The organism is Streptomyces sp. TAA486 (assembly GCF_000426165.1).
In genome coordinates, this window is the sequence record NZ_KE384503.1 from 399,634 (window position 1) to 419,577 (window position 19,944).

Annotated in this window: 17 protein-coding genes; 9 read left to right on the plus strand and 8 right to left on the minus strand. The window is 70.7% G+C overall.

The genetic code is table 11. The features are described 5' to 3' along the window. Window positions 1–39: 39 nt before the first annotated feature. Both I004_RS0129565 and I004_RS0129570 read right to left on the minus strand, forming a co-directional pair. Window positions 40–1,212: a MerR family transcriptional regulator gene (locus I004_RS0129565; protein ID WP_051345577.1), complete on the minus strand. Its 1,173-nt coding sequence runs from the start codon at window positions 1,210–1,212 to the stop codon at window positions 40–42. Continuing rightward, window positions 1,209–2,990: an SDR family oxidoreductase gene (locus I004_RS0129570; RefSeq protein WP_028438429.1), complete on the minus strand. Its 1,782-nt coding sequence runs from the start codon at window positions 2,988–2,990 to the stop codon at window positions 1,209–1,211. The genes I004_RS0129565 and I004_RS0129570 overlap by 4 nt, the downstream gene beginning before the upstream one ends. A gap of 374 nt (window positions 2,991–3,364) precedes the next feature. Here I004_RS0129570 and I004_RS36965 point away from each other — a divergent pair, with 374 nt between their 5' ends. The 7 genes from I004_RS36965 (at window position 3,365) to I004_RS0129605 (ending at window position 10,804) form a co-directional block, all read left to right on the plus strand. After that, window positions 3,365–4,405, plus strand: a complete 1,041-nt coding sequence (locus tag I004_RS36965) for an ABC transporter ATP-binding protein (RefSeq protein ID WP_486580649.1) — start codon at window positions 3,365–3,367, stop codon at window positions 4,403–4,405. Beyond that, entirely contained in the window at window positions 4,395–5,333 is a 939-nt protein-coding gene (locus tag I004_RS0129580) for an ABC transporter permease subunit (protein ID WP_028438430.1), read from the plus strand. The genes I004_RS36965 and I004_RS0129580 overlap by 11 nt, the downstream gene beginning before the upstream one ends. After that, complete coding sequence (locus tag I004_RS0129585; protein WP_028438431.1) at window positions 5,330–6,247, plus strand: ABC transporter ATP-binding protein; 918 nt, start codon at window positions 5,330–5,332, stop codon at window positions 6,245–6,247. Before I004_RS0129580 ends, I004_RS0129585 begins: the two co-directional genes overlap by 4 nt. Window positions 6,248–6,261: 14 nt before the next feature. Continuing rightward, entirely contained in the window at window positions 6,262–6,984 is a 723-nt protein-coding gene (locus I004_RS0129590; protein WP_028438432.1) for an ABC transporter permease subunit, read from the plus strand. 191 nt (window positions 6,985–7,175) lie between these two features. Further along, window positions 7,176–8,105 (plus strand): prephenate dehydratase, encoded by a 930-nt coding sequence (gene pheA, locus I004_RS0129595; RefSeq protein WP_028438433.1) that lies wholly within the window; start codon window positions 7,176–7,178, stop codon window positions 8,103–8,105. A 570-nt stretch (window positions 8,106–8,675) separates the two neighbouring features. Beyond that, window positions 8,676–9,953 carry a serine--tRNA ligase gene (serS, locus tag I004_RS0129600; RefSeq protein ID WP_028438434.1) on the plus strand — a complete coding sequence of 426 codons (1,278 nt, stop codon included), beginning with the start codon at window positions 8,676–8,678 and terminating at the stop codon, window positions 9,951–9,953. Further along, window positions 9,950–10,804 carry an HAD family hydrolase gene (locus I004_RS0129605; protein WP_486580624.1) on the plus strand — a complete coding sequence of 285 codons (855 nt, stop codon included), beginning with the start codon at window positions 9,950–9,952 and terminating at the stop codon, window positions 10,802–10,804. The genes serS and I004_RS0129605 overlap by 4 nt, the downstream gene beginning before the upstream one ends. 20 nt (window positions 10,805–10,824) lie before the next feature. Here I004_RS0129605 and I004_RS0129610 read toward each other — a convergent pair whose 3' ends face one another. Beyond that, window positions 10,825–11,823, minus strand: a complete 999-nt coding sequence (locus I004_RS0129610) for a helix-turn-helix transcriptional regulator (RefSeq protein WP_028438436.1) — start codon at window positions 11,821–11,823, stop codon at window positions 10,825–10,827. Window positions 11,824–12,035: 212 nt separating this feature from the next. Between I004_RS0129610 and I004_RS36970 the strand changes: the two genes are divergently transcribed. Together I004_RS36970 and I004_RS36975 are read left to right on the plus strand one after the other, a co-directional pair. After that, window positions 12,036–12,728: a TIGR03086 family metal-binding protein gene (locus tag I004_RS36970; RefSeq protein WP_078511928.1), complete on the plus strand. Its 693-nt coding sequence runs from the start codon at window positions 12,036–12,038 to the stop codon at window positions 12,726–12,728. After that, window positions 12,721–14,154 carry an FAD-binding oxidoreductase gene (locus tag I004_RS36975; protein WP_051345579.1) on the plus strand — a complete coding sequence of 478 codons (1,434 nt, stop codon included), beginning with the start codon at window positions 12,721–12,723 and terminating at the stop codon, window positions 14,152–14,154. The genes I004_RS36970 and I004_RS36975 overlap by 8 nt, the downstream gene beginning before the upstream one ends. A 99-nt stretch (window positions 14,155–14,253) precedes the next feature. Here I004_RS36975 and efeB read toward each other — a convergent pair whose 3' ends face one another. From efeB to I004_RS0129645, 5 genes are all read right to left on the minus strand, one after another. After that, window positions 14,254–15,504 (minus strand): iron uptake transporter deferrochelatase/peroxidase subunit, encoded by a 1,251-nt coding sequence (gene efeB / locus I004_RS0129625; RefSeq protein ID WP_028438437.1) that lies wholly within the window; start codon window positions 15,502–15,504, stop codon window positions 14,254–14,256. 212 nt (window positions 15,505–15,716) lie between these two features. Continuing rightward, window positions 15,717–17,879 (minus strand): copper resistance protein CopC/CopD, encoded by a 2,163-nt coding sequence (locus I004_RS0129630; protein ID WP_028438438.1) that lies wholly within the window; start codon window positions 17,877–17,879, stop codon window positions 15,717–15,719. An 11-nt stretch (window positions 17,880–17,890) separates the two neighbouring features. Further along, window positions 17,891–18,376: a copper chaperone PCu(A)C gene (locus I004_RS0129635; RefSeq protein ID WP_028438439.1), complete on the minus strand. Its 486-nt coding sequence runs from the start codon at window positions 18,374–18,376 to the stop codon at window positions 17,891–17,893. Continuing rightward, on the minus strand, window positions 18,373–19,032 hold the full coding sequence (locus I004_RS0129640) for an SCO family protein (RefSeq protein WP_028438440.1): 660 nt from the start codon (window positions 19,030–19,032) through the stop codon (window positions 18,373–18,375). Before I004_RS0129640 ends, I004_RS0129635 begins: the two co-directional genes overlap by 4 nt. A gap of 145 nt (window positions 19,033–19,177) precedes the next feature. Further along, window positions 19,178–19,912, minus strand: a complete 735-nt coding sequence (locus tag I004_RS0129645) for a YcnI family protein (protein WP_028438441.1) — start codon at window positions 19,910–19,912, stop codon at window positions 19,178–19,180. Window positions 19,913–19,944 lie beyond the last annotated feature (32 nt).

Sequence of the window (19,944 nt, forward strand, 5' to 3'; positions counted from 1 at the left end):
GGTGATTCGGTCAGACGTCGGTCAGTACTTCGGCCGGTACTAGGGAGAGCTGGGCGGTCTTCCGGAGGCCGCGGGCCGGGCAGCAGCGAGGAGATCCATGGCGCGGGAGTGCACCTCGCGCTCCGTGGCCGCCGTGATGAAGGCGCCGGCATGCTCCTCACCGACCAGTTCCCGTACGGCGGCGAGGGTCGCCGCGGGCAGCCGTACGGGTTCGGTGGCCGCCGACTGAGACGCCGGCGGCGCCGCCGACGGGGGCGTCGTTACGGAAACTGCGGGTGCGGGTGCGGGTGCGGGTGCGGGTCCGGATGCGGGACTGGGAGCCGAAGCGGCAACCGGCGCCCGTGCCGCAGCTTGCCCCGGTGCTTCCGTGCCCGGCGCTGCGATGCCCGGTCCTTCCCTTCGCGGTCCTTCCGTTCCGACCGTCGCCGCTTCCTGCGACCCCGCCGCCCGCCGCAGGTGCTCGCGCAGGCTGCGGGAGGCGAACGTCCGCATGGCGCGGGCCAGTTCGGCGTCGACCGTCTGCTTCGCCAGCGGGCGCAGCCGGCGTACGAGACCGGCCGCTTCCGAGGCGTCCTCGTCCGAGGGACGGGTGTGCAGGCACCGGCGGAAGATGTGCTCGCCGGTGAGTTCCATGAAGCGGGCCGCTATGCCCTCCACCTGGGTGCGCAGCTCGCGGAGGTGCTCGGTGAGCGCGAGCAACGGCACGCCCGCCCGGTGCAGTTCGGCGGCCACGGCCAGCTCCTGCGGGCTGGGGAGGAGATATTCCCCCGGCCTGTCCGGCAGCGGCACCAGCACGCCCAGCTCGACCGCCTCGGCCACGGCGTCGTCGCTGTCACCGGAGCTCTCGCCGAAGAGTTCGTCCAGCTCGGCGCGGGTGACGCGCTCCGGCTCCTCGTCCGTCCACGGTCCTTCGACCTCCGAGACGAGCCCCAGCACACCGCTCAGACCGCGGCCTTCGTCCCATGCCTCCAGCAGGTCCTTGATGGATACGAGCGTGTATCCACGCTCCAGCAGCGCGGCTATCTGCCTCAGCCGCGTGAGATGGGTGTCGTCGTAGACGTTGGCCCGTCCGCGTCTGCCCGGCCGGGGGAGCAGGCCGCGGTCCTGGTAGGCGCGGATCGTCCGGACCGTGGCGCCGCTGTGCCCCGCCAGGTCCTCGATGCGGTAGTCACCGCCGGCCCGTTCGACGAGGCCGTCCTGGCCCGCCGTCACAGCGGCGGCTCTATCCGGGCGATCGCGCGCAGTACTCGCGGTGAGAGCCGGGAGAGCACGCGGACACCACGGGCCTCCGGCGTCACCGGGACGACCGCCTGGTTGCGTACGACGGCCCGCATGATCACCCTGGCGACCTTCTCCGGCGGGTAGTTCCGCAGCTTGTACAGGCGGGTCACTCGTTCCCGGCGGCGCCGCTGTCCGGCCTCGTCGAGGCCGACGAAGCGAGCCGTCCTGGTGATGTCGGTGTTGACCGGCCCCGGGCAGACCGCGGTGACACCGATGCCCCGCCCTGCCAGCTCGGCCCGCAGGCACTCGCTCAGCATCAGGACCGCCGCCTTCGACGTGCCGTACGCGGGCAGCAGCCGCGTGGGCTGATAGGCCGCGTCCGAGGCGACGTTGACGATGTGTCCGCCCTGGCCCCGCTCCGCCATCTGCTTGCCGAAGAGGCGGCAGCCGTGGATGACGCCCCACAGATTGACGTCCAGTGTCCGCTTCCAGTCCTCGACGCTGGTGTCGAGGAAGGGACCGGAGACGCCTATGCCGGCGTTGTTGACGAGGACGTCCACGACTCCGTGGTCGGCCGCGACCCTCTCGGCGAGCTTCTCCATCTGCTGCTGGTCGCTCACGTCGGCGGTCTCCGCCCAGGCCTGCGGAGCTCCGGCCCGCTCCGCCGACTCCGCCGTCCGCGCGGCCCGTTCGCCGTCCACGTCGACCGCCACGATCCGCGCACCGGCAGCGGCGAACGACAGAGCCGTGGCCCGGCCGATGCCGCTTCCCGCTCCTGTGACCAGCACGAGCGAGCCGCCGAACCGCTCCGCGTACGGCCCGCTGCCCTCGTACACCCGCACGGGCTCGCCGGGCCCGGCGGCCCGGCCTGATTCCTGCGCCTCGACGAAGTCACGGATCCAGACGGCGAGTTGATCGGGCCGGGTGCGCGGGATCCAGTGCTTGGCGTCCAGCGTGTGCCGGACGAGGCCGGGCGCCCACGACTCGACGTCGTCGTAGAGCCGTTCGCTCAGGAAGGCGTCGCGGGTCGGGGTGATCAGCTGGACGGGCACGTGGGCATGGCAGTCGTCACGGGGGTGCCGCAGCCTGAAGCGCACGTTGTCGCGGTAGAGCCATGCGCCGTGCGCGGCGTCGCGCCCCAGCGAGGACGTGGGGTAGCCGTCCGCCGGCAGCTTCTCCGCCCTGCGCAGCAGCTTCGGCCAGGCCCGTGACAGCGGCCCCCTCCAGGCCAGTTCCGGCAGCACCGGCGTGTGCAGCATGTAGATGTACCAGGAGCGGGCGCCCTGGCCTGCGGCCTGCGCGAGCCGCCGCGGCGTCGGACGGCTCATCCGCTTCTTGATCCAGTGGCCGAAGTGGTCGAGGGACGGGCCGGACATCGAGGTGAACGAGGCGACCCGGCCCCTGGTCTCCTCCGCGGTGGCGAACTCCCAGCCCTGTACGGACCCCCAGTCGTGACCCACCACGTGCACGGGCCGCCCGGGAGACACGGCGCCCGCCACGGTCAGGAAGTCCTGCGTCAGCTTCTCCAGGGTGAAGCCGCCGCGCAGCGGCCTGGGGGCGGAGGAGCGCCCGCAGCCCCGTACGTCGTAGAGCACCACGTGGAAGCGGCCGCTGAGCCGCCGGGCGATCTTCGACCAGACCTCTTTGCTGTCCGGGTAGCCGTGGATCAGCACGACGGTGGGGGCCTGCGCATCGCCCAGCTCCGCCACGCACAGCTCGACGCCCTCCGGTGTGCGTACCCGCCGCTCGCGCGCACCCTCGAGAGCCAGGTCCGGGCCCGCCTCCCGGGACCGGCCCCGGGACGGGCCCGCTCCCCGCGCACCGTCCGCGCCGTTGACCCTGCCGCCGTCCCGCTCGCTCACAGATCCCCCAGCCCCTCGAGGCCGGCAGGGACCGACGTCCCTGCCGCGCCCGTGTATTCGACACCGATCAATGTGACAACGGACGATGGCGGAGTCAATAGACCACTCAAGGCTGTGGATACCAGGGGTAACTCCGAGGTGCTGTGCCTGACCGGCAGGGTTTTCGCCTCACTTGTCCTACGACCCCCTTAAGGGAGCATCACCCTTCGGTACCAGTCGGATCCAGCCCCCCAGAGGGACGTGACACATGGCTCGTAGGCCATAGCGTCAGGAGGGTGACTGTGATTGCTATCGAAAGCCTGACCAAGCGGTACCCACGGGTGACCGCGCTGGACCGGCTGACCGTGGGCATCACACCGGGTGTTACCGGCCTGGTGGGCGCCAACGGGGCCGGAAAATCGACCCTTATCAAGATCTTGCTCGGTCTCTCCCCCGCGACCCAGGGCGGCGCCACTGTCCTCGGACTGGACGTGGCACGGGAGGGCGCGGCGATCCGCGAGCGCGTCGGATACATGCCCGAGCACGACTGTCTGCCGCCCGACGTCTCCGCGACCGAGTTCGTCGTCCACATGGCGCGCATGTCCGGACTCCCCTTCACCGCCGCACGCGAGCGCACGGCCGACACCCTGCGCCACGTCGGTCTGTACGAGGAGCGCTACCGCCCCATGGGCGGCTATTCGACGGGCATGAAGCAACGCGTCAAGCTCGCACAGGCCCTCGTGCACGACCCGAAGCTGGTCCTGCTCGACGAGCCGACCAACGGCCTCGACCCCGTCGGCCGCGACGAGATGCTCGCGCTGATCCGCCGCGTCCACACGGACTTCGGCATCTCCGTGCTCGTCACCTCCCACCTGCTGGGCGAGCTGGAACGCACCTGCGACCACGTCGTCGTCATCGACGGCGGCAAGCTGCTCCGTGCCTCCAGCACGGCCGACTTCACCAAGAGCACCGCGTCCCTGGCGGTGGAGGTCACCGACACCGACGCCCACCCGGACGGTGCGGAGGCGCTGCGCTCCGCGCTGGCCGCCGCCGGGCTGTCCGCGCAGCTTCCCGGCACGGCCGGCGCCCCCGGTGCCGGACATGTGCTCATGGTCGACGCCACCGACGAATCGGCGTACGACACCGTCCGCGACACCGTCATAGAACTCGGCCTCGGCCTGGTGCGGATGGAACAGCGCCGCCACCACATCGCGGAGGTCTTCAACACGGAGCCCGGCGCCGGGGCTTCCGCCCCCTCCGCCGACGCCCTGACCAAGGGCGGCGGTCCCGCATCCGACCGCGAACTCCAGCCGCAGAAGGGAGGCAGCGGCGATGTCGCCTGAGCCTCACGGCAGCACGCCCGTCGCGACCGCCGGCAAGCCGCCGGGGCAGCGCGGCGAGGACGTCATCCACAACATCGGCTACCGCAACTACGACGGTCCCCGGCTGGGCCGCGGATACGCCCGCACCTCCCTCTTCGGGCAGTCGCTGCGCGGCGCGTACGGGCTGGGCCGCTCGGCCAAGTCCAAGGTGCTGCCGATGATCCTCTTCGCGGTCATGTGCGTACCCGCCGCGATCGTCGTCGCCGTCACGGTCTTCACGAAGGCCAAGGAGATGCCGATCGACTACAACGCCTACGTCATCCAGATGCAGCCCGTCATCGGCGTCTACATCGCCGCGATGGCACCACAGGCCGTCTCACTCGACCTGCGCTTCCGCGTCGTGCCGCTCTACTTCTCGCGGCCCATCCAGCGCGGGGACTACGTCGGCGCCAAGTACGCGGCGCTCTCCGCCGCGATCTTCGTCTTCACCGCGACGTCCGTCCTCATCCTCTACGTCGGGGCGATGCTGGCGAAGCTCGACTTCGGCAACGAGACGAAGGGCTTCGCGTACGGACTCGTCTGCTGCGCCGTCTTCTCCGTGCTGCATGCCGGCATCGCGCTGACGGTGGCCGCGGCCACACCGCGTCGCGGCTTCGGCGTGGCGGCCATCATCGCCGTGCTGACCATTCCGTACATGCTCGTCAACGTGCTCCAGGGGATCCTCGCCTCCCAGGACAACACGGACTCCATCGGCTGGATCGGCCTGGCGTCGCCCGGGTCGCTCGTCGACGGCCTGCAGAGCAAGTTCCTGGACGGCAAGCACGCGTTCCCGGGCGGCCCGCCCGACCTGACGAGCGCCCAGGCGTCCGCGTACGCCCTGCTCACCGTCGTGCTCATCGCCGGCACGTACGCCCTGCTGCTGCGCCGCTACCGAAAGGCCGGGCTGTGACTACTCTGCACATCGACCACACCTCCCGCTGGTTCGGGAACGTCGTCGCCGTCAACGACATCACGATGGACATCGGCCCGGGCGTGACGGGCCTGCTCGGCCCGAACGGTGCGGGCAAGTCCACACTCATCAACATGATGGGCGGGTTCCTGCCGCCCTCGACGGGAAGCGTCACGCTGGACGGGGCGCCGATCTGGCGCAACCAGGAGGCGTACAAGGAGATCGGCCTCGTTCCCGAGCGTGAGGGGATGTACGACTTCCTCACCGGCTGGGACTTCGTCCTGGCCAACGCGGAACTGCACAAGCTGTCCGACCCGGCCGCGGCCGCCCGCAAGGCGCTGGCCACCGTCGAGATGGAACAGGCGCAGGACCGCAAGATCTCCACCTACAGCAAGGGCATGCGCCAGCGCGTGAAGATGGCCTCCGCCCTGGTGCACGACCCGTCGGTGCTGCTGCTCGACGAGCCGTTCAACGGCATGGACCCGCGTCAGCGCATGCAACTGATGCAGCTGCTGCGGCAGATGGGCGACTCGGGCCGCACCGTGCTCTTCTCCTCGCACATCCTGGAGGAGGTCGAGCAACTCGCGTCCCACATCGAGGTCGTCGTCGCCGGCAGGCACGCGGCCAGCGGCGACTTCCGCAAGATCCGCCGCCTGATGACGGACCGCCCGCACCGCTACCTCGTACGCTCCAGCGACGACCGGCGCCTCGCGGCGGCCCTCATCGCCGACGCATCCACGGCGGGCATCGAGCTCGACTGGAACGAGAAGGCGCTGCAGATCCAGGCCATCGACTTCGGCCGGTTCACCCAGGTCCTTCCCCGGCTCGCCCGCGAGCACGGCATCCGGCTCTACACGGTCTCGCCCTCGGACGAGTCCCTGGAGAGCGTCTTCTCGTACCTCGTCGCGGCCTGAAGGGAGCCCTCTCGATGTACAACAAGACAGTCGCAAGGCTCACCTACAGGGGACTGCTGGGACGCCGCCGCGCGCTGCTGCTCTGCGCGCTCCCGCTGCTGCTGCTCGTCGTCGCCCTGGCCGTGCGCATGCTCGGCGACGTGGACGACGACGTCACCAAGCAGCTGCTCGGCGGCTTCGCGATGGCCACGATCGTCCCGCTCATCGGTGTCGTCGCCGGTACGGGCGCCATCGGCCCTGAGATCGACGACGGCTCGGTGGTCTACCTGCTGGCCAAGCCGATCAGGCGCTCCAGCATCATCGTGACGAAGCTGGTGGTCGCGATCGGTGTGACGGTCGCCTTCTCGGCCGTCCCCACGTTCGTCGCGGGCTACATCCTCAACGGCAACAGCCAGCAGATCGCCACGGCCTACGCGGTCTCCGCCGCGGCCGCCTCCGTCGCCTACAGCGCGCTGTTCCTGCTGCTGGGCACGGTCTCCCGGCACGCCGTGGTGTTCGGTCTGGTCTACGCCCTGATCTGGGAGACCCTCTTCGGCAGCCTGGTGCCGGGGGCCCGGGAGCTGTCCGTACAGCAGTGGGCACTGACGCTGGCGCAGAAGGTCGGCGGCAGCGGCGCGGGCATCACCTCGGAGGTGGGCATCGCCACCGGCGTGACGCTGCTGGCCGTCGCCACCGTCGGCGGCGCCTGGTACGCGGCCCGCCGGCTGCGCGTCTTCACGCTCGCCGGGGAGGAATGAGAGCAGCCGCCACCGGCGGCACACGCGGGGTGGGGGTCACGGTCACGCGACCGTGGCCCCCACGCTCGTGTCGTCCCGGTACACGGCCCGTCACGCCGTGCCGACCGCCTCGCGTCAGCGCGCGCCGGGCCCGCCGCCCGGCAGATGAGACGCCGGAAACGCTCCGTCCCCGACGCGGCTAACGTGGGCTCATGTCACCAGCGAGCCGCTATACGTACCTCGGTCCCGAAGGAACCTTCACCGAGGCCGCCCTGCACACCCTCCCGGAAGCGGCCACCCGCGAACTGACGCCGATGGTGTCCGTGCCCGTGGCCCTCGACGCCGTACGCAACGGCGAGGCCGCGGCGGCCTTCGTCCCGATCGAGAACTCGGTGGAGGGCGGTGTCACCGCGACCCTCGACGAGCTGGCGAGCGGCCGGCCCTTGATGATCTACCGCGAGGTGCTGCTTCCCATCGCCTTCGCACTGCTGGCCCGCCCGGGCACTCCGCTGGAGAGCATCAAGACGGTGACGGGGCACCCCGTCGCACAGCCGCAGGTCCGGCGCTGGATGGGGGAGCACCTCCCCGACGCGCTGTGGGAGTCCGCGGCGTCCAACGCCGACGGTGCGCGGCTGGTCCAGGAGGGCCGCTACGACGCGGCCTTCGCCGGTGAGTTCGCGGCGGCCACGTACGGCCTCGAGCCCCTGGTGACGGACATCCACGACGCGGACAACGCGGCCACCCGGTTCGTACTCGTGGGACGTCCGGCGCGGCCCGCGGCGGCGACCGGCTCGGACAAGACCTCGGTCGTCTTCTGGTTGCGCGACGACCATCCCGGTGCGTTGCTGGAGGTGCTGCAGGAGTTCGCGTCGCGCGGCGTGAACATGATGCGCATCGAGTCGCGGCCGACCGGCGAGGGGATCGGCCGCTACTGCTTCTCGGTGGACTGCGAGGGCCATCTGCAGGACCGCCGGGTGGGGGACGTGCTCATGGGCCTGAAGCGCGCTTGCGAACAGGTGCGCTACCTCGGCTCGTATCCGCGGGCGGACGGCGGGCACGCCTCTGAGCGTCCGGGCACGACGGACGCCGAGTTCGTGGAGGCGGCCGACTGGCTGACGCGCTGTCTGGACGGGCGGGGCTGAACGAAGCTGTCCCGGCGCGCCGCGCCGGGACAGCCGGTGCAGCGCTCAAAGTTATCCACAGGCACTCGTGTGGGCTGTGCACAACCCGGGAGACCGAAACGGGCAATATCGACAAAACCGCATGGAGACCACAAACGTGTCCCCAACGCGTCCAGGGCGGTTTCGTCACAGCAATTCTCCTGGATCACTCTTCGGTGTGAGTCAACCCCCCTCGAATGAGTGCTTGTTACAGGTTTGTTCCGGGATATCCCGGGTCTCGGAGGATTCCCAGGAACGATCTCCTCCGCAATCCACAGGCCCCACCCGAGCCCTGTGGACAACGATGGGAAGAGTCCGGCGTGCTGTGGATAAGTCCCCGGTCCTCATCACTCCCGACGCTGCGTCAACTCCCTTCGGGGGCGGGTGACATGGCAGGTGAGAGCGCCTCCGCCGACCATGCGCACCTCCCGTGCGGGGTGCCTGTGGCCGTCCCGCACTGCACCTCAATTCCGGCATAGCGCGGCAATTCTCGTGAATTCACCAGGCCGGTACTCGGTCGAGCCGAGGTGGTCCCACCGGTACCCTGACGGGGTGATTGACCTCCGACTCCTCCGCGACGATCCAGACCGTGTCCGCGAATCCCAGCGCGCCCGTGGAGAGGACGTCGGCATCGTCGACGACCTGCTCGCCGCGGACGAACGGCGGCGGTCGTCCGGTGTCAGGTTCGACGAACTGCGCTCCGAGCAGAAGCAGCTGGGCAAGCTGATCCCCAAGGCCGAGGGCGACGAGAAGGCCGAACTGCTCAAGAAGGCCGGCGAGTTGTCCGCCGCGGTGAAGGCCGCCGACGCCGAGCAGAACGAGGCCGCCGAGGAGACCCAGCGCCTGCTGCGCCTGCTCGGCAACGTCGTGTACCCCGACGTGCCGGTCGGCGGCGAGGAGGACTTCACCGTCCGCGAGACGATCGGCTCGCCCCGCGACTTCGCCGCCGAGGGATTCGAGCCGAAGGACCATCTCGAACTCGGGCAGCTGCTCGGCGCGATCGACGTCGAGCGCGGCGCGAAGGTCTCCGGCTCGCGCTTCTACTACCTCACCGGCATCGGCGCCCTGCTGGAACTCGCGCTGGTCAACGCCGCGATCGCCCAGGCCACCGAGGCCGGCTTCACGCCCATGCTGACCCCGGCGCTCGTCAAGCCGCAGGCCATGGACGGCACCGGCTTCCTCGGCCAGGCCGCGCAGGACGTCTACCACCTGGAGAAGGACGAGCTGTATCTGGTCGGCACGTCCGAAGTCCCGCTCGCCGGCTACCACATGGACGAGATCATCGACGCCTCGCGGCTGCCGCTGCGCTACGCCGCCTTCTCGCCCTGCTTCCGGCGCGAGGCCGGGTCGTACGGGAAGGACACCCGAGGCATCTTCCGCGTCCACCAGTTCGACAAGGTCGAGATGTTCTCGTACGTCGCACCGGAGGACTCCGAGGCGGAGCATCTGCGCCTGCTGGAGTGGGAGAAGCAGTGGCTCACCGGGCTCGGGCTGCCGTTCCAGGTGATCGACGTGGCGACGGGCGACCTCGGCTCCTCCGCGGCCCGCAAGTACGACTGCGAGGCGTGGATCCCGACGCAGGGCAAGTACCGCGAGCTGACCTCGACCTCCGACTGCACCGAGTTCCAGTCCCGCCGGCTGTCCGTCCGGATGCGCGAGGGCAAGCAGGTGCGGCCGCTGGCGACGCTCAACGGCACGCTGTGCGCGGTGCCCCGCACGATCGTCGCGCTGCTGGAGAACCACCAGCAGGCAGACGGTTCCGTCCGGGTGCCGGAGCTGCTCCGCCCGTATCTGGGCGGGCGGGAGCTCCTGGAGCCGGTGAGCCAGTGACCGGGACGACCGGGGTGACCCACGATTCCGGCGGCTCCGGAAGCGCGGGCCCGTTCCCGTACCGGCTTATCGCGACCGACCTCGACGGCACACTGCTGCGTGACGACGAGACGGCCTCGCCCCGTACGCGCGCGGCGCTGGACGCCGCGGCAGCGCGCGGCGCGGCGCACATCGTGGTGACGGGGCGTTCCGTGCCGTGGACGACGCACATCCTGGCCGACCTTGATTACCACGGGCTCGCGGTGTGCGGACAGGGCGCCCAGGTCTACGACGCGGGCGCGGAGCGTGTGCTGACGTCGGTGACGCTGGACCGGAGACTGGCTCAGCTGGCCATCGACAAGATCGAGGCGGAGACGGGCCCGGTGCTCGTTGCCGCTTCGCAGGACGGCATGGACGGTGAGGTGCTGATCGGCCCCGGCTACCGCGAACAGGGCAAGGGCCTGCCGGTGGTCCTGTGCGCCGACCGGGACGAGCTGTGGTCGGCGCCGCTGAACAAGCTGTACCTCCAGCATCCCGTCCTCGGCGACGACGAGCTGGCGAAGGCCGCGAGCGCGGCGGCGGGCGACCTGGTGAGCATCACGATGTCGGGCCAGGACCTGGTGGAGATGCTTCCGCTGGGGCTCAGCAAGGCGAAGGGCCTGTCGATCGCCGCACGGCGGCTGGGTCTCTCCTCGCGGGAGACGATCGCGTTCGGCGACATGCCGAACGACATCCCCATGCTGGCGTGGGCGGCCCATGGCGTCGCGATGGCCAACGCGCACCCCGAACTGCTCTCGGTCGCCGACGAGATCGCCGGATCCAACAACGAGGACGGCATCGCCGTACTGCTGGAACGCCTCATCGCCGGGTGACCCGGGGGCACGCCCGATCCTTACCGGTGGGTCTCGTCGTAGAGGGCGGTGACTGACGCGGCGGCGCGGGCGACCTCGTCGCGGGCCTCCGCCGGCCCGCGCACCTCGACCTCCCCGCCGAACTGCAGGAGCTGGCGGACGGCGGCAAGCACCGGGTAGGCGATGTCGACGGGGATCCACTCGTCGGGACCGGGAGCCGCCGCCGCCTCCTCCCCGCCGACCGCCGGATCGTGCACTTCCAGCACGAAGGGTCCGACGATCCGCCGGAACATCTCCAGGCGGTGACGGCGAACGCGTACCTCGACCCGCACATTCGCGGGCCGTTCCTCCACCTGGCGCCGCAACACCTCCCATGCGTCGGCCAGTTCGACCCCCTTCCTCCGCTGCACGGGTGTCTCCGTCACGCTCGCGTCCAGGATGCGGTCCGCGCGGAAGAGCTGCGCACGGCCGCGCCGGTCCGCGACGAGGTACCAGGTGCCGGCCTTCGCGACCAGCCCGTACGGGTCCACCGTGTATGTGTGCGTGGTGGTCTCGCCGCCGTGCCGGTAGCGGATGCGCAGCCGCCGGTCCGTGAAGACGGCCGTGTTGAGGGTGTCGAGGTCGACGGAGGGCTGCGGCCGGGCCAGCCACCGGTCGGGGTCGACGAGGATGCGTCGGCTGGTGAGTTCGGCGGCGGGCCTGTGCGGGGCGGGCAGCGCGGCCATGACCTTGCGCAGGGCCGAACCCAGTGCTCCGTCCAGGCCCAGCGCGGAGTGCGCGCCCTGCGCGGCGAGTACGAACAGGGCGCGTGCCTCGTCCGAGGTGAGACCGGTGACGTCGGTGCGGAATCCGGCGAGCAGCGAGATGCCGCCGTGCCTGCCGCGTTCGGCGTAGACGGGGACGCCTGCGGAGGAGAGGGACTCGATGTCGCGGTAGATGGTTCTCGTGGAGACCTCGAGGCGGCGTGCGAGTTCGTCTGCGGGCACGCGGCCGCGTGTTTGGAGCAGCAGGAGGATCGAGAGCAGGCGGTCCGACTTCACGTTCGCCAGCATGCCGGAAAACTTGACGGAGGGTGTCAGGAAATGGGGGGAAGGTCTTCTCGTCCGCAGGTCGGGGCCGTCACAGCCCGGACCGGCGGCGCACGGCCGCCCGACCCGTCCCCGGACCTGAGGGTTGCCGAGTCCGTGACCCGACCCCGGCGCACCTGGCCCGTCAGTGCCGCCTGCCCTTCCCTCCGAACGGAGCCCTTCACATGAACGCCGACACCTCCGCCGCCACCCCCGGCCCCGCGATGGATCCGCGGCCCGTGTACGAACGTGCCGCCGACAAGATGACCGCTGTGTTCGCCGCGGTCGAACCCGGAGCGCTCACCCGCCCCACCCCCTGCGCCGGGTTCGACGTGGGCAGCCTCCTCAGCCACGTGGTCGGGGGCACGCTCCGCACCGCGCAGGCCGGTGAGGGCGGCGGTTACGGCGAGGTCGACCCCGACGCGAAGGTCGACTCCGGGGTCGCCGGCGTACCGGAGAACGGCTGGCGGGAGCCGTACGCGCAGGCCCGTGAGCGGTTCGCGGCAGCCTGGGCGGACGACGCGAAGCTCGATGCGCCCATCACCATGCCGTGGGGCACCATGCCGGGCCGTTTCGCGGTGGCGGGCTGCGTCATGGAGATCGTCACGCACTCATGGGATCTGGCGCAGGCACTCGGACGCCAGGACCTGCTGGACTCGTCCCTGGCCACGTTCGCGCTGGGCGTCGCCCGTCAGGCGGTGCCGGAGGAGCGCGGCGAGGATGTGCCGTTCGGGCCCCCGGTGAGCGTCCCCGAGGACGCGGACGACTACAGCCGGCTGGCGGCGTGGCTGGGCCGCGACGGGAATGCCGCCGCGAACGCCGGTGACGGCGGTCCGGCCGGACGTTCGGGGACGACGCAGGGCAGCGGGCGTGGCTGACGGTCCGCGAACGTCCGCACCGGGGGCGGGTCTTCCCGCCTTCCCGGCGGGCCGCGTCCGCGGGCCCGTGCTGCTTCCCGGCGACGAGCGGTACTCCGAGGAGGTCTCCGGCTTCCAGGCGGGCTACCGGCACCGTCCCGACGTCGTCGTCTGCGCGACGGAGGCCGCCGATGTCCGCACCGCCGTGGAGTACGCGGCAGCGCACCGGCTTCCTCTGGCCGTCCAGGCGACGGGCCACGGTCTGTCGGTTCCGCTGCCGGGCGGTGTGCTGGTGAGCACGCGCCGCATGACGGAGGTGCGCGTGGACGCCGGCGCCCGTACCGCGTGGATCGGGGCGGGGGTGCGTTGGGGCCACGTCGTCGAGGAGGCGAGGCGGTTCGGGCTGGCCCCGCTGAGCGGATCCGGTCCCGGTGTGGGGGCGGTCTCGTACTCGCTGCACGGCGGCATCGGGCTCCTGGCCCGCGAGTTCGGCTACGCCGCGGATCATGTGAGCGCCGCCGAGATCGTCACGTCCGACGGGCGGGTGCGGCACATCACCGCTGACAGCGATCCGGAACTCTTCCTTTCGCTGCGCGGCGGCGGAGGCAACTTCGGCGTCGTGACAGGCCTGGAGATCGGGCTGTTTCCCGTCGAGCGGTTCTACGGCGGCCAGTTGCTCTTCGACGGGGAGTCCGCGGAGGACGTGCTGGAGGCGTGGCGTGAGTGGACGGCTACGGTGCCGGAACGCCTGACCTCGTCGGTGACCGTGATGACCTACCCGGACATCCCCGTACTCCCGGACCATCTGCGCGGCCGGCGTGTGGCGCAGGTGCAGATCGCGTACAACGGCGACGAGGCCGGCGGCGATCGGCTGGTCGCACCGCTGCGCGCGGCCGGGCCGCGGATCGCCGAGACGCTGCGGACGATGCCGTTCACCGAGTCGTGGAGCGTCTACAACGAACCCGACCAGCCGCACTCCTACCAGGGCGCCAACGCGCTGCTCGGGGAGGCGCTGCCGGATCCGGCGACGCTGCGTTCCGTCCTGAAGTGGACGGGACCGGACGCGCCGTCGATGACCGTGCTCAGCCTGCGCCACATGGGCGGTGCGCTCGCGCGGCAGCCCGCTGTGCCGAACGCGGTGGGCGGACGCGACGCGGGATATCTGCTGGTGGTGCTGTCGGTGCTGGACGGTTCCTCGTCCGCGCAACTGCGCCGTCTCCAGGAGCGGGTGCTGCACGCGGTGGCACCGTGGACGGTCGGCTCGAACCTCAACTTCCGCTACGGGCGTTCCGCGGGGGCGGTGCCAGGCGGAGCGGCCGCGGCCTTCTCGCCGGAGGATCGCGTGCGCCTTGCCGCGGAGAAGGCGTCGGCGGACCCGTCGAACCTCTTCCGCTTCCACCACGTGACGCTGGATCAGGAGAGGCGGGAGGATCGGCACGAGCAGTAGGGCGGGGGCGGAGGAGAACAGAGCAACGCGCCGGGACGACAACCCTGGACAGGCCGTCCCGGCGCGCTGCGGTCATCCTCCGGAGGACGCGCGCTGCGGTCATCCCTCCAGCAGGCGCTCCCCGACGTATTCGCCCTTGGCCGGGCCGCCCGGAACGGCGAACAGGCCGCTGGCTTCGTGCCGGATGAAGCGCGAGAGCGCGTCGCCGCGGTCGAGCTTCCGCTGCACGGGCACGAAGCCGAGCTGCGGATCCGCCTGCCAGGCGATGAAGAGCAGACCGGCGTCCGGAGCCCCGTCGTCGCGGAAGCCGTCGTGGTACGAGAAGGGGCGTCGCAGCATGGCCGCACCCCCGTTCGTCTCGGGGGCGGCGACACGCGAGTGGGCGTCGGCGGCGATGACGGGGGAGCCGTCGGCGTCCCGCTTCTCCAGGTCGGGCTCGGTGTCCTCGTTGCCGCCGCTGAGCGGGGAACCGTCGGACTTGCGGCGGCCGACGACCCTCTCCTGCTCCTTGCGCGACCTCTTGTCCCAGTCGTCGAGCAGCATCCGGATGCGGCGCACGACGGCGTACGAGCCGTTCGCCATCCACGCCGGGGACCCCGAGGCGGGTACGAAGATCCGTCTGTTGAAGTCCGCTTCGGAGCGCTTGGGGTTGTTGGTGCCGTCGACCTGCCCCATCAGGTTGCGCATGGTCATCGGGCGGCGGGTGGCTCCCGGTGTCCGTGTGAAGCCGTTCATCTGCCAGCGCACCCGTGCCGTTCCCTCCGCCTGGCGCTGGATCTCGCGCAGTGCGTCGAAGGCGACGAGCGCGTCGTTGCTGCCGATCTGCACCCACAGATCGCCGTCGGAACGCTCCTTGTCGAGGACGTCGCCGGAGAAGTCGGGGAGCGGGGTCAGTTCGTTCGGACGCTGCCTCTCCAGGCCGGTGCGGGAGAAGAAGGAACGGCCGAAGCCGAAGGTGATGGTCAGCGAGGAGGGCCCGGCGTCGAGGGAGATGCCCGTCGAGTTCGCGGTCGACTCGTTCGCCATGAGTTCGCGCGCCGTCCTCGACCAGCGCTTCAGCAGCGCCGCGGCCTGCTTGCGACGGGCGCCGGCGACGAGGTCGAAGGCGACCAGGTGACCGACGGCCTGGAGCGGCGTGACGATGCCGGCCTGGTGCTTTCCGTGGAAGGCAACGCGCGTCGAGCCGACGGACGCAAGGGGAGTGGGGGCGGCCCGGCTGTCCCGGGCCACGGCCTGTGCGACCGCGCCGCCGGTGGCGCCGACGGCCAGACCGCTGGCGCCTGCTGCTCCGACCGTGCTGACGAGTCGGCGGCGTGAGACGCCCTGGGGTTCGTGGTCGTGCTGTGTCATCGCTGCTTCCTGGCGTCGTCCGGCGTGGGCGTGTGTGCTGGAGCGGGGCGCGCACAGCGCCCGTTCATGCGTGCACCTGCTTCTGTCCGTGTGGTGCCCGGCGCTCGTACGTCGTCCTGCTGCTGTTCAGCTATATCTCTGGAAACGTTCCGGCATTCACGAGGTTCGTCCATTTGCGGATGTGTGGTTCGTCTCCGCGACCGGTGCCCGGGTCAGTCGATCTGGATGGTCTTGCTCTCGGTGACCTGGTCGATGTCCGAGGTGCGGATGGTGACGGAGGCCTTCCACCGTCCCGCCACCGGCATTTGGATCGTCTCCGAACGCCACCGGCCCTTCGCCTTGTTGATCCTCTCGAACTCGACCTTGAACGGGCCGAGATCCTGTTCGGGGAGGGTGAGCGAGGCCTTCACCTCTTCGGTCGGCAGCTGCTTCCCGTCGGCGTCCCTCGTGATGATCCGCAGGGAGTTGCCGCCCGCCTGGCCTGGTGTGATCCACAGCAGGGCAGTGCCCTTGCCGTTCCGGCCGCCGGTGTCGAAGGGGATCTTCTGCTTGATGGTGAGTCCGTCCCGTACCTGACCCGTGGCCGCGCCGGGGGTGCCGCCGGCCTTCGTGAGCTCTTCCGTGCGGCCGGGTTCGGTGCCGGTGAGGACCGTCGCCACGACGAGCAGCACGACCGCGACGCTGGCCTCGGCGAGTACGGAGCGGCGCAGCCCGGCACGCTCAGGGTCGGCTTCGCGGGCCTTCCTGCGGTTCTCGCGGGCCACGGCTGCGCGCTGACGGGCGAGTTGGGCAGTCCGTGCGGTGGATCCCGTGGTGCCGGCGGTGTCCTCGGCCGGTTCGCCGGTGCGGGCGCCCGCGTCGGCCTCCGTCCTGGCGCTGGTGCCGGCGCTCGCCGCAGCGCCGACGGTTGCCGGTGCCTTCTCCCGTGCGGCGGCCTCCTCGCCGGCCGCGACGTCGGTGCCCGCGTGCCGGCGCACGTCACCCAGTCGTGCCGTCCACTGCCGGGAGACGTATGCGAGACCGATGAGGAGGACGACGAGGCCCACCTTCGCCAGCAGAAGTCGCCCGTACGAGGTACCCGTGAGCGCAGTGAACGTGCCGAGCTGCCGCCAGGACTGGTACAGCCCCGTCACCGCGAGCACCAGCACGCTGCCGAAGGCGACCCGCGAGAAGCGCTGCACGACGACGCGCTCCGGGGACGGCCCCCGGTGGAGGACCGTCAGCAGGGAGGCCAGCCCGCCCAGCCATGTGGCTACCGCCAGCAGATGGACCACGTCGACGGGCATCGCGATCTGCGGCTGCAGACCCGTGGACGCGTGCTCGGCGATGGCCCATGTCGCCGCGAGCCCGACGGCCACGACGCCGCCTCCGAGGGTGAGCCCCAGCGTGACGTCGCGGCCGCGGTCCTCCTCGTCCTCCGCCCCGGGCTCCTCTTCCCGCTCCTCCTCGGACCCGGCCTGGTGCTTCGCGTCGGACGTCGCCGTGCCGTCGGCGTGTTCCTCGTCCGGTCGTTCCGCCGCACGCTCGTCCCGGTCGTTCGCGTACGGGCCGAAGAGCACCGAGATGATCACTGCGGCCGTTCCCAGGAGCAGCAGCCGGGCGGCGAGGGCGGCTCCGGGCTTCGAGCCGAGCGCGTCCTGCAGCCCGCCGAGGTCGAAGACCTCGCTCAGCTCTCCGGTGCTCGTATAGGCGTTGCGCAGCATCAGCATCAGCAGGGTGGCGCCGGTGATCGTCAGCCACCCCGTCACCACGAGTCGTTGGAGCCGCCGGACCGCGGCGCTCTCCGGCCTGCACACCAGGACGAACGCGGCTCCGCCCACGAGCAGGACGAAGCCTGCGTAGGCGGCGTAACGGCTCACCTGGTAGAGCGTCCCGACCGGTCCGCCGCCCGTCGCCTGGCTCTCGTCCTCGATGTTCGCCGAGGTCGCCGACGTGTGGCCGACGGAGAACGTGAACGCTCCGGCGACGGGGTGGCTGTCGTCCGAGACGGCCTTCCACGCGACGGTGTAGGTGCCCTTCGGGCCGTCGGGCTTCAGGCCGACGGAATGCGTGTTCGCCTTGCCGGGCACATCCCTGACCTTGTCGGTGTCGAGGCGTTTGCCGTCCGGCCCGAGCACACGTATCGACCCGTCCGACATCGAGACGCCCTCGGAGAAGGTCACGGTGACCTGCTTGGGCGCGCTGCTCACCACCCGGCCCTCCGCCGGTGTGCTGTCGGTCTGTACCGCGTGGGCCGCGGCCGGGGCGGCGGTACCGACCACGGCGAGCAGCGCGCACAGCGTCGTGCCCAGCAGCGCGAGGAGCAGCGCGGCGGGTGTGGCGCGGCGCCCGGTGGCGCGCGGACGCGGGCGGGGACGCCTGGTGGTGAGCGGCACGGGTCAGTCCCTCATCTCTTCGGTACGAAGTTCGTCGCCTCGACCGGCATCGAGACTTTGATGTCGCCTGACTTGCTGAAGTGGAGCGTCACCGGCACCTTCTCGCCCTTCACGGGCTTGCGCTCCGGATTGAGGAACATGATGTGGTTTCCGCCCCGGCTCAGACGGAGAGTCCCGTTGGCAGGCACCTTCAGGGACTTCACGCGCTGCATCTGCTGATCCGAGGTCCTGTGGAGCTGCGCCTCGCCGAAGGAGCCGCTCGTGACGGAGGTCAGCTTGTCGGCGGTACCGCCCGTGTTCTTCACGGTGAGGAAGCCGCCCGCCATGTCCTTCGTGACCGGCTGCGGCATGTAGGCGCCGCTCACCGACAGCTTCGGCCGGGAGCCCCCCGAATCGGAAGCCGGCTCCTGCCCGGAGCCGCACGCGCTGAGCACGAGCAGTCCCGTCGCGAGAGGCAGCAGGGTCGCGAAGCGCCGTCCGCGGGAAGTGCGTGTCACGGGTTCTCCCCCTTGATGATGTCGGGGAGTTCCTTCTTCAGGATCTGCGGAGTGGAGTTGCCCTCCGTGTAGATGACGTGCGCCTTGTCGTCCTTGGGCGAGAAGGCGAGGAGCTGCGCGCCGTGCGTGGAGACGACGTCCCCGTTCTTCTTCTTGTACGACGGCTCGATGCTGACGCCGACCGTGCGCGCGCCTGCCTGGATGGTGTCGAAGTCGCCCGTCAGGCCCGTGAAGGAGGGGTCCTGGCCGCGCAGCCAGCTGCCCAGCTCCTTCGGGTTGTCGCGCTTGGGGTCGGAGGTGACGAAGACGACCTTCAGCTTCTTCTTCTGCTCCGCCGTCAGCTTGGACCTGGCCACGGCGATGTTGCTCATCGTCAGCGGGCAGATGTCCGGGCAGTGGGTGTAGCCGAAGTACAGCAGCACCGGCTTGCCCTTGGTCTCCTCGATGAGGTCGTACTCCTCGCCCTTGGTGTCGGTGAGGGTGAGGTCCGGCTTCTCGAAGGGCTGGTCGAGTACGACTCCGCCCTTCTTCTGCGGCGCGCCCGAGGCGACGGCCTTGTCGCTGCCGCCTTCCTTGCCGCTGCTGCCGCATCCCGCCAGGGCGAGCACGCTCGCGAGGGCGAGCGCCGCGGCGCGGATGGTTGTGGTGTTACGCATAGAGCACTGGCTTTCTGACTTGTCGCTGCTTCGCAGCGCTGACGCCGCACGGCCGCAGCCCCGCTCCGGGGCTCGCCGCGCGGACCGGGCGACCGGGGAGGCGGGCGCCCGTACCGCGTGGACACGGGCGCCCGGACCGGTCCGGTTAGGAGCTGCGGCGCCGTCCGGCCAGCACGCCGAAGGCGACGCCGGCGATTCCGGCGATGATGCCGACGATGCCGAGCACGCGAGCGGTGTTGTCCGTTCCCGCGCCGGCCTTCGAGGCGTCGTCCGAGGTGCTGCTCTCCGCCGAGGCGTTCTCCGAGCTTCCGGCGTCGCCGCCCTTGGCGTCGGAGTGGCCGGCCGCCGCCGGCGTCAGCTTCAGCACCGGAGCCGGGTTCTCAGGCTCGGGCTGGCCCTCCTTGGTCTCCTCGATCCAGCGCACGACCTGGTCGTCGTCGTAGGTCTGGAGAGCCTTGAAGACGAGCTGGTCGGTGTCCTCGGGCAGTTCGCCCATCGAGACGGGGAACTGCTGGAACTCGCCCTTCTTCACCTCGCCGCCGGTCCAAGTGATCTTGGTGACGGCCTCGTCGATCTTCTCGCCGTGCATCTCGATCGGCTTGTCCAGCTTGGACTTGGTGACCTTGACGTCCCAGCCGGGCACCGGCTGCGGCATCACGGACGCGAGCGGGTGCTTCTCGGGAAGGTTGACCTCGAGCTTCGTCGTCGAGGCGTCGTCGCGCTCGTTGGGAACCTTGAAGTTCACAACGCTGTAGTCGCCCTGCGCGGCGGTCTCGGGGTCGACGGACACATGCGCGAAGGCGGGCCCCGCGCACAGCAGTACGGATGTGGCTGCGAGGGCGCCGACCGCGGTCAGGCGGCGGCGCGTTCTGGTCTGCATGGTGGTTGCTCCTGAACGACAGGACGGAACGC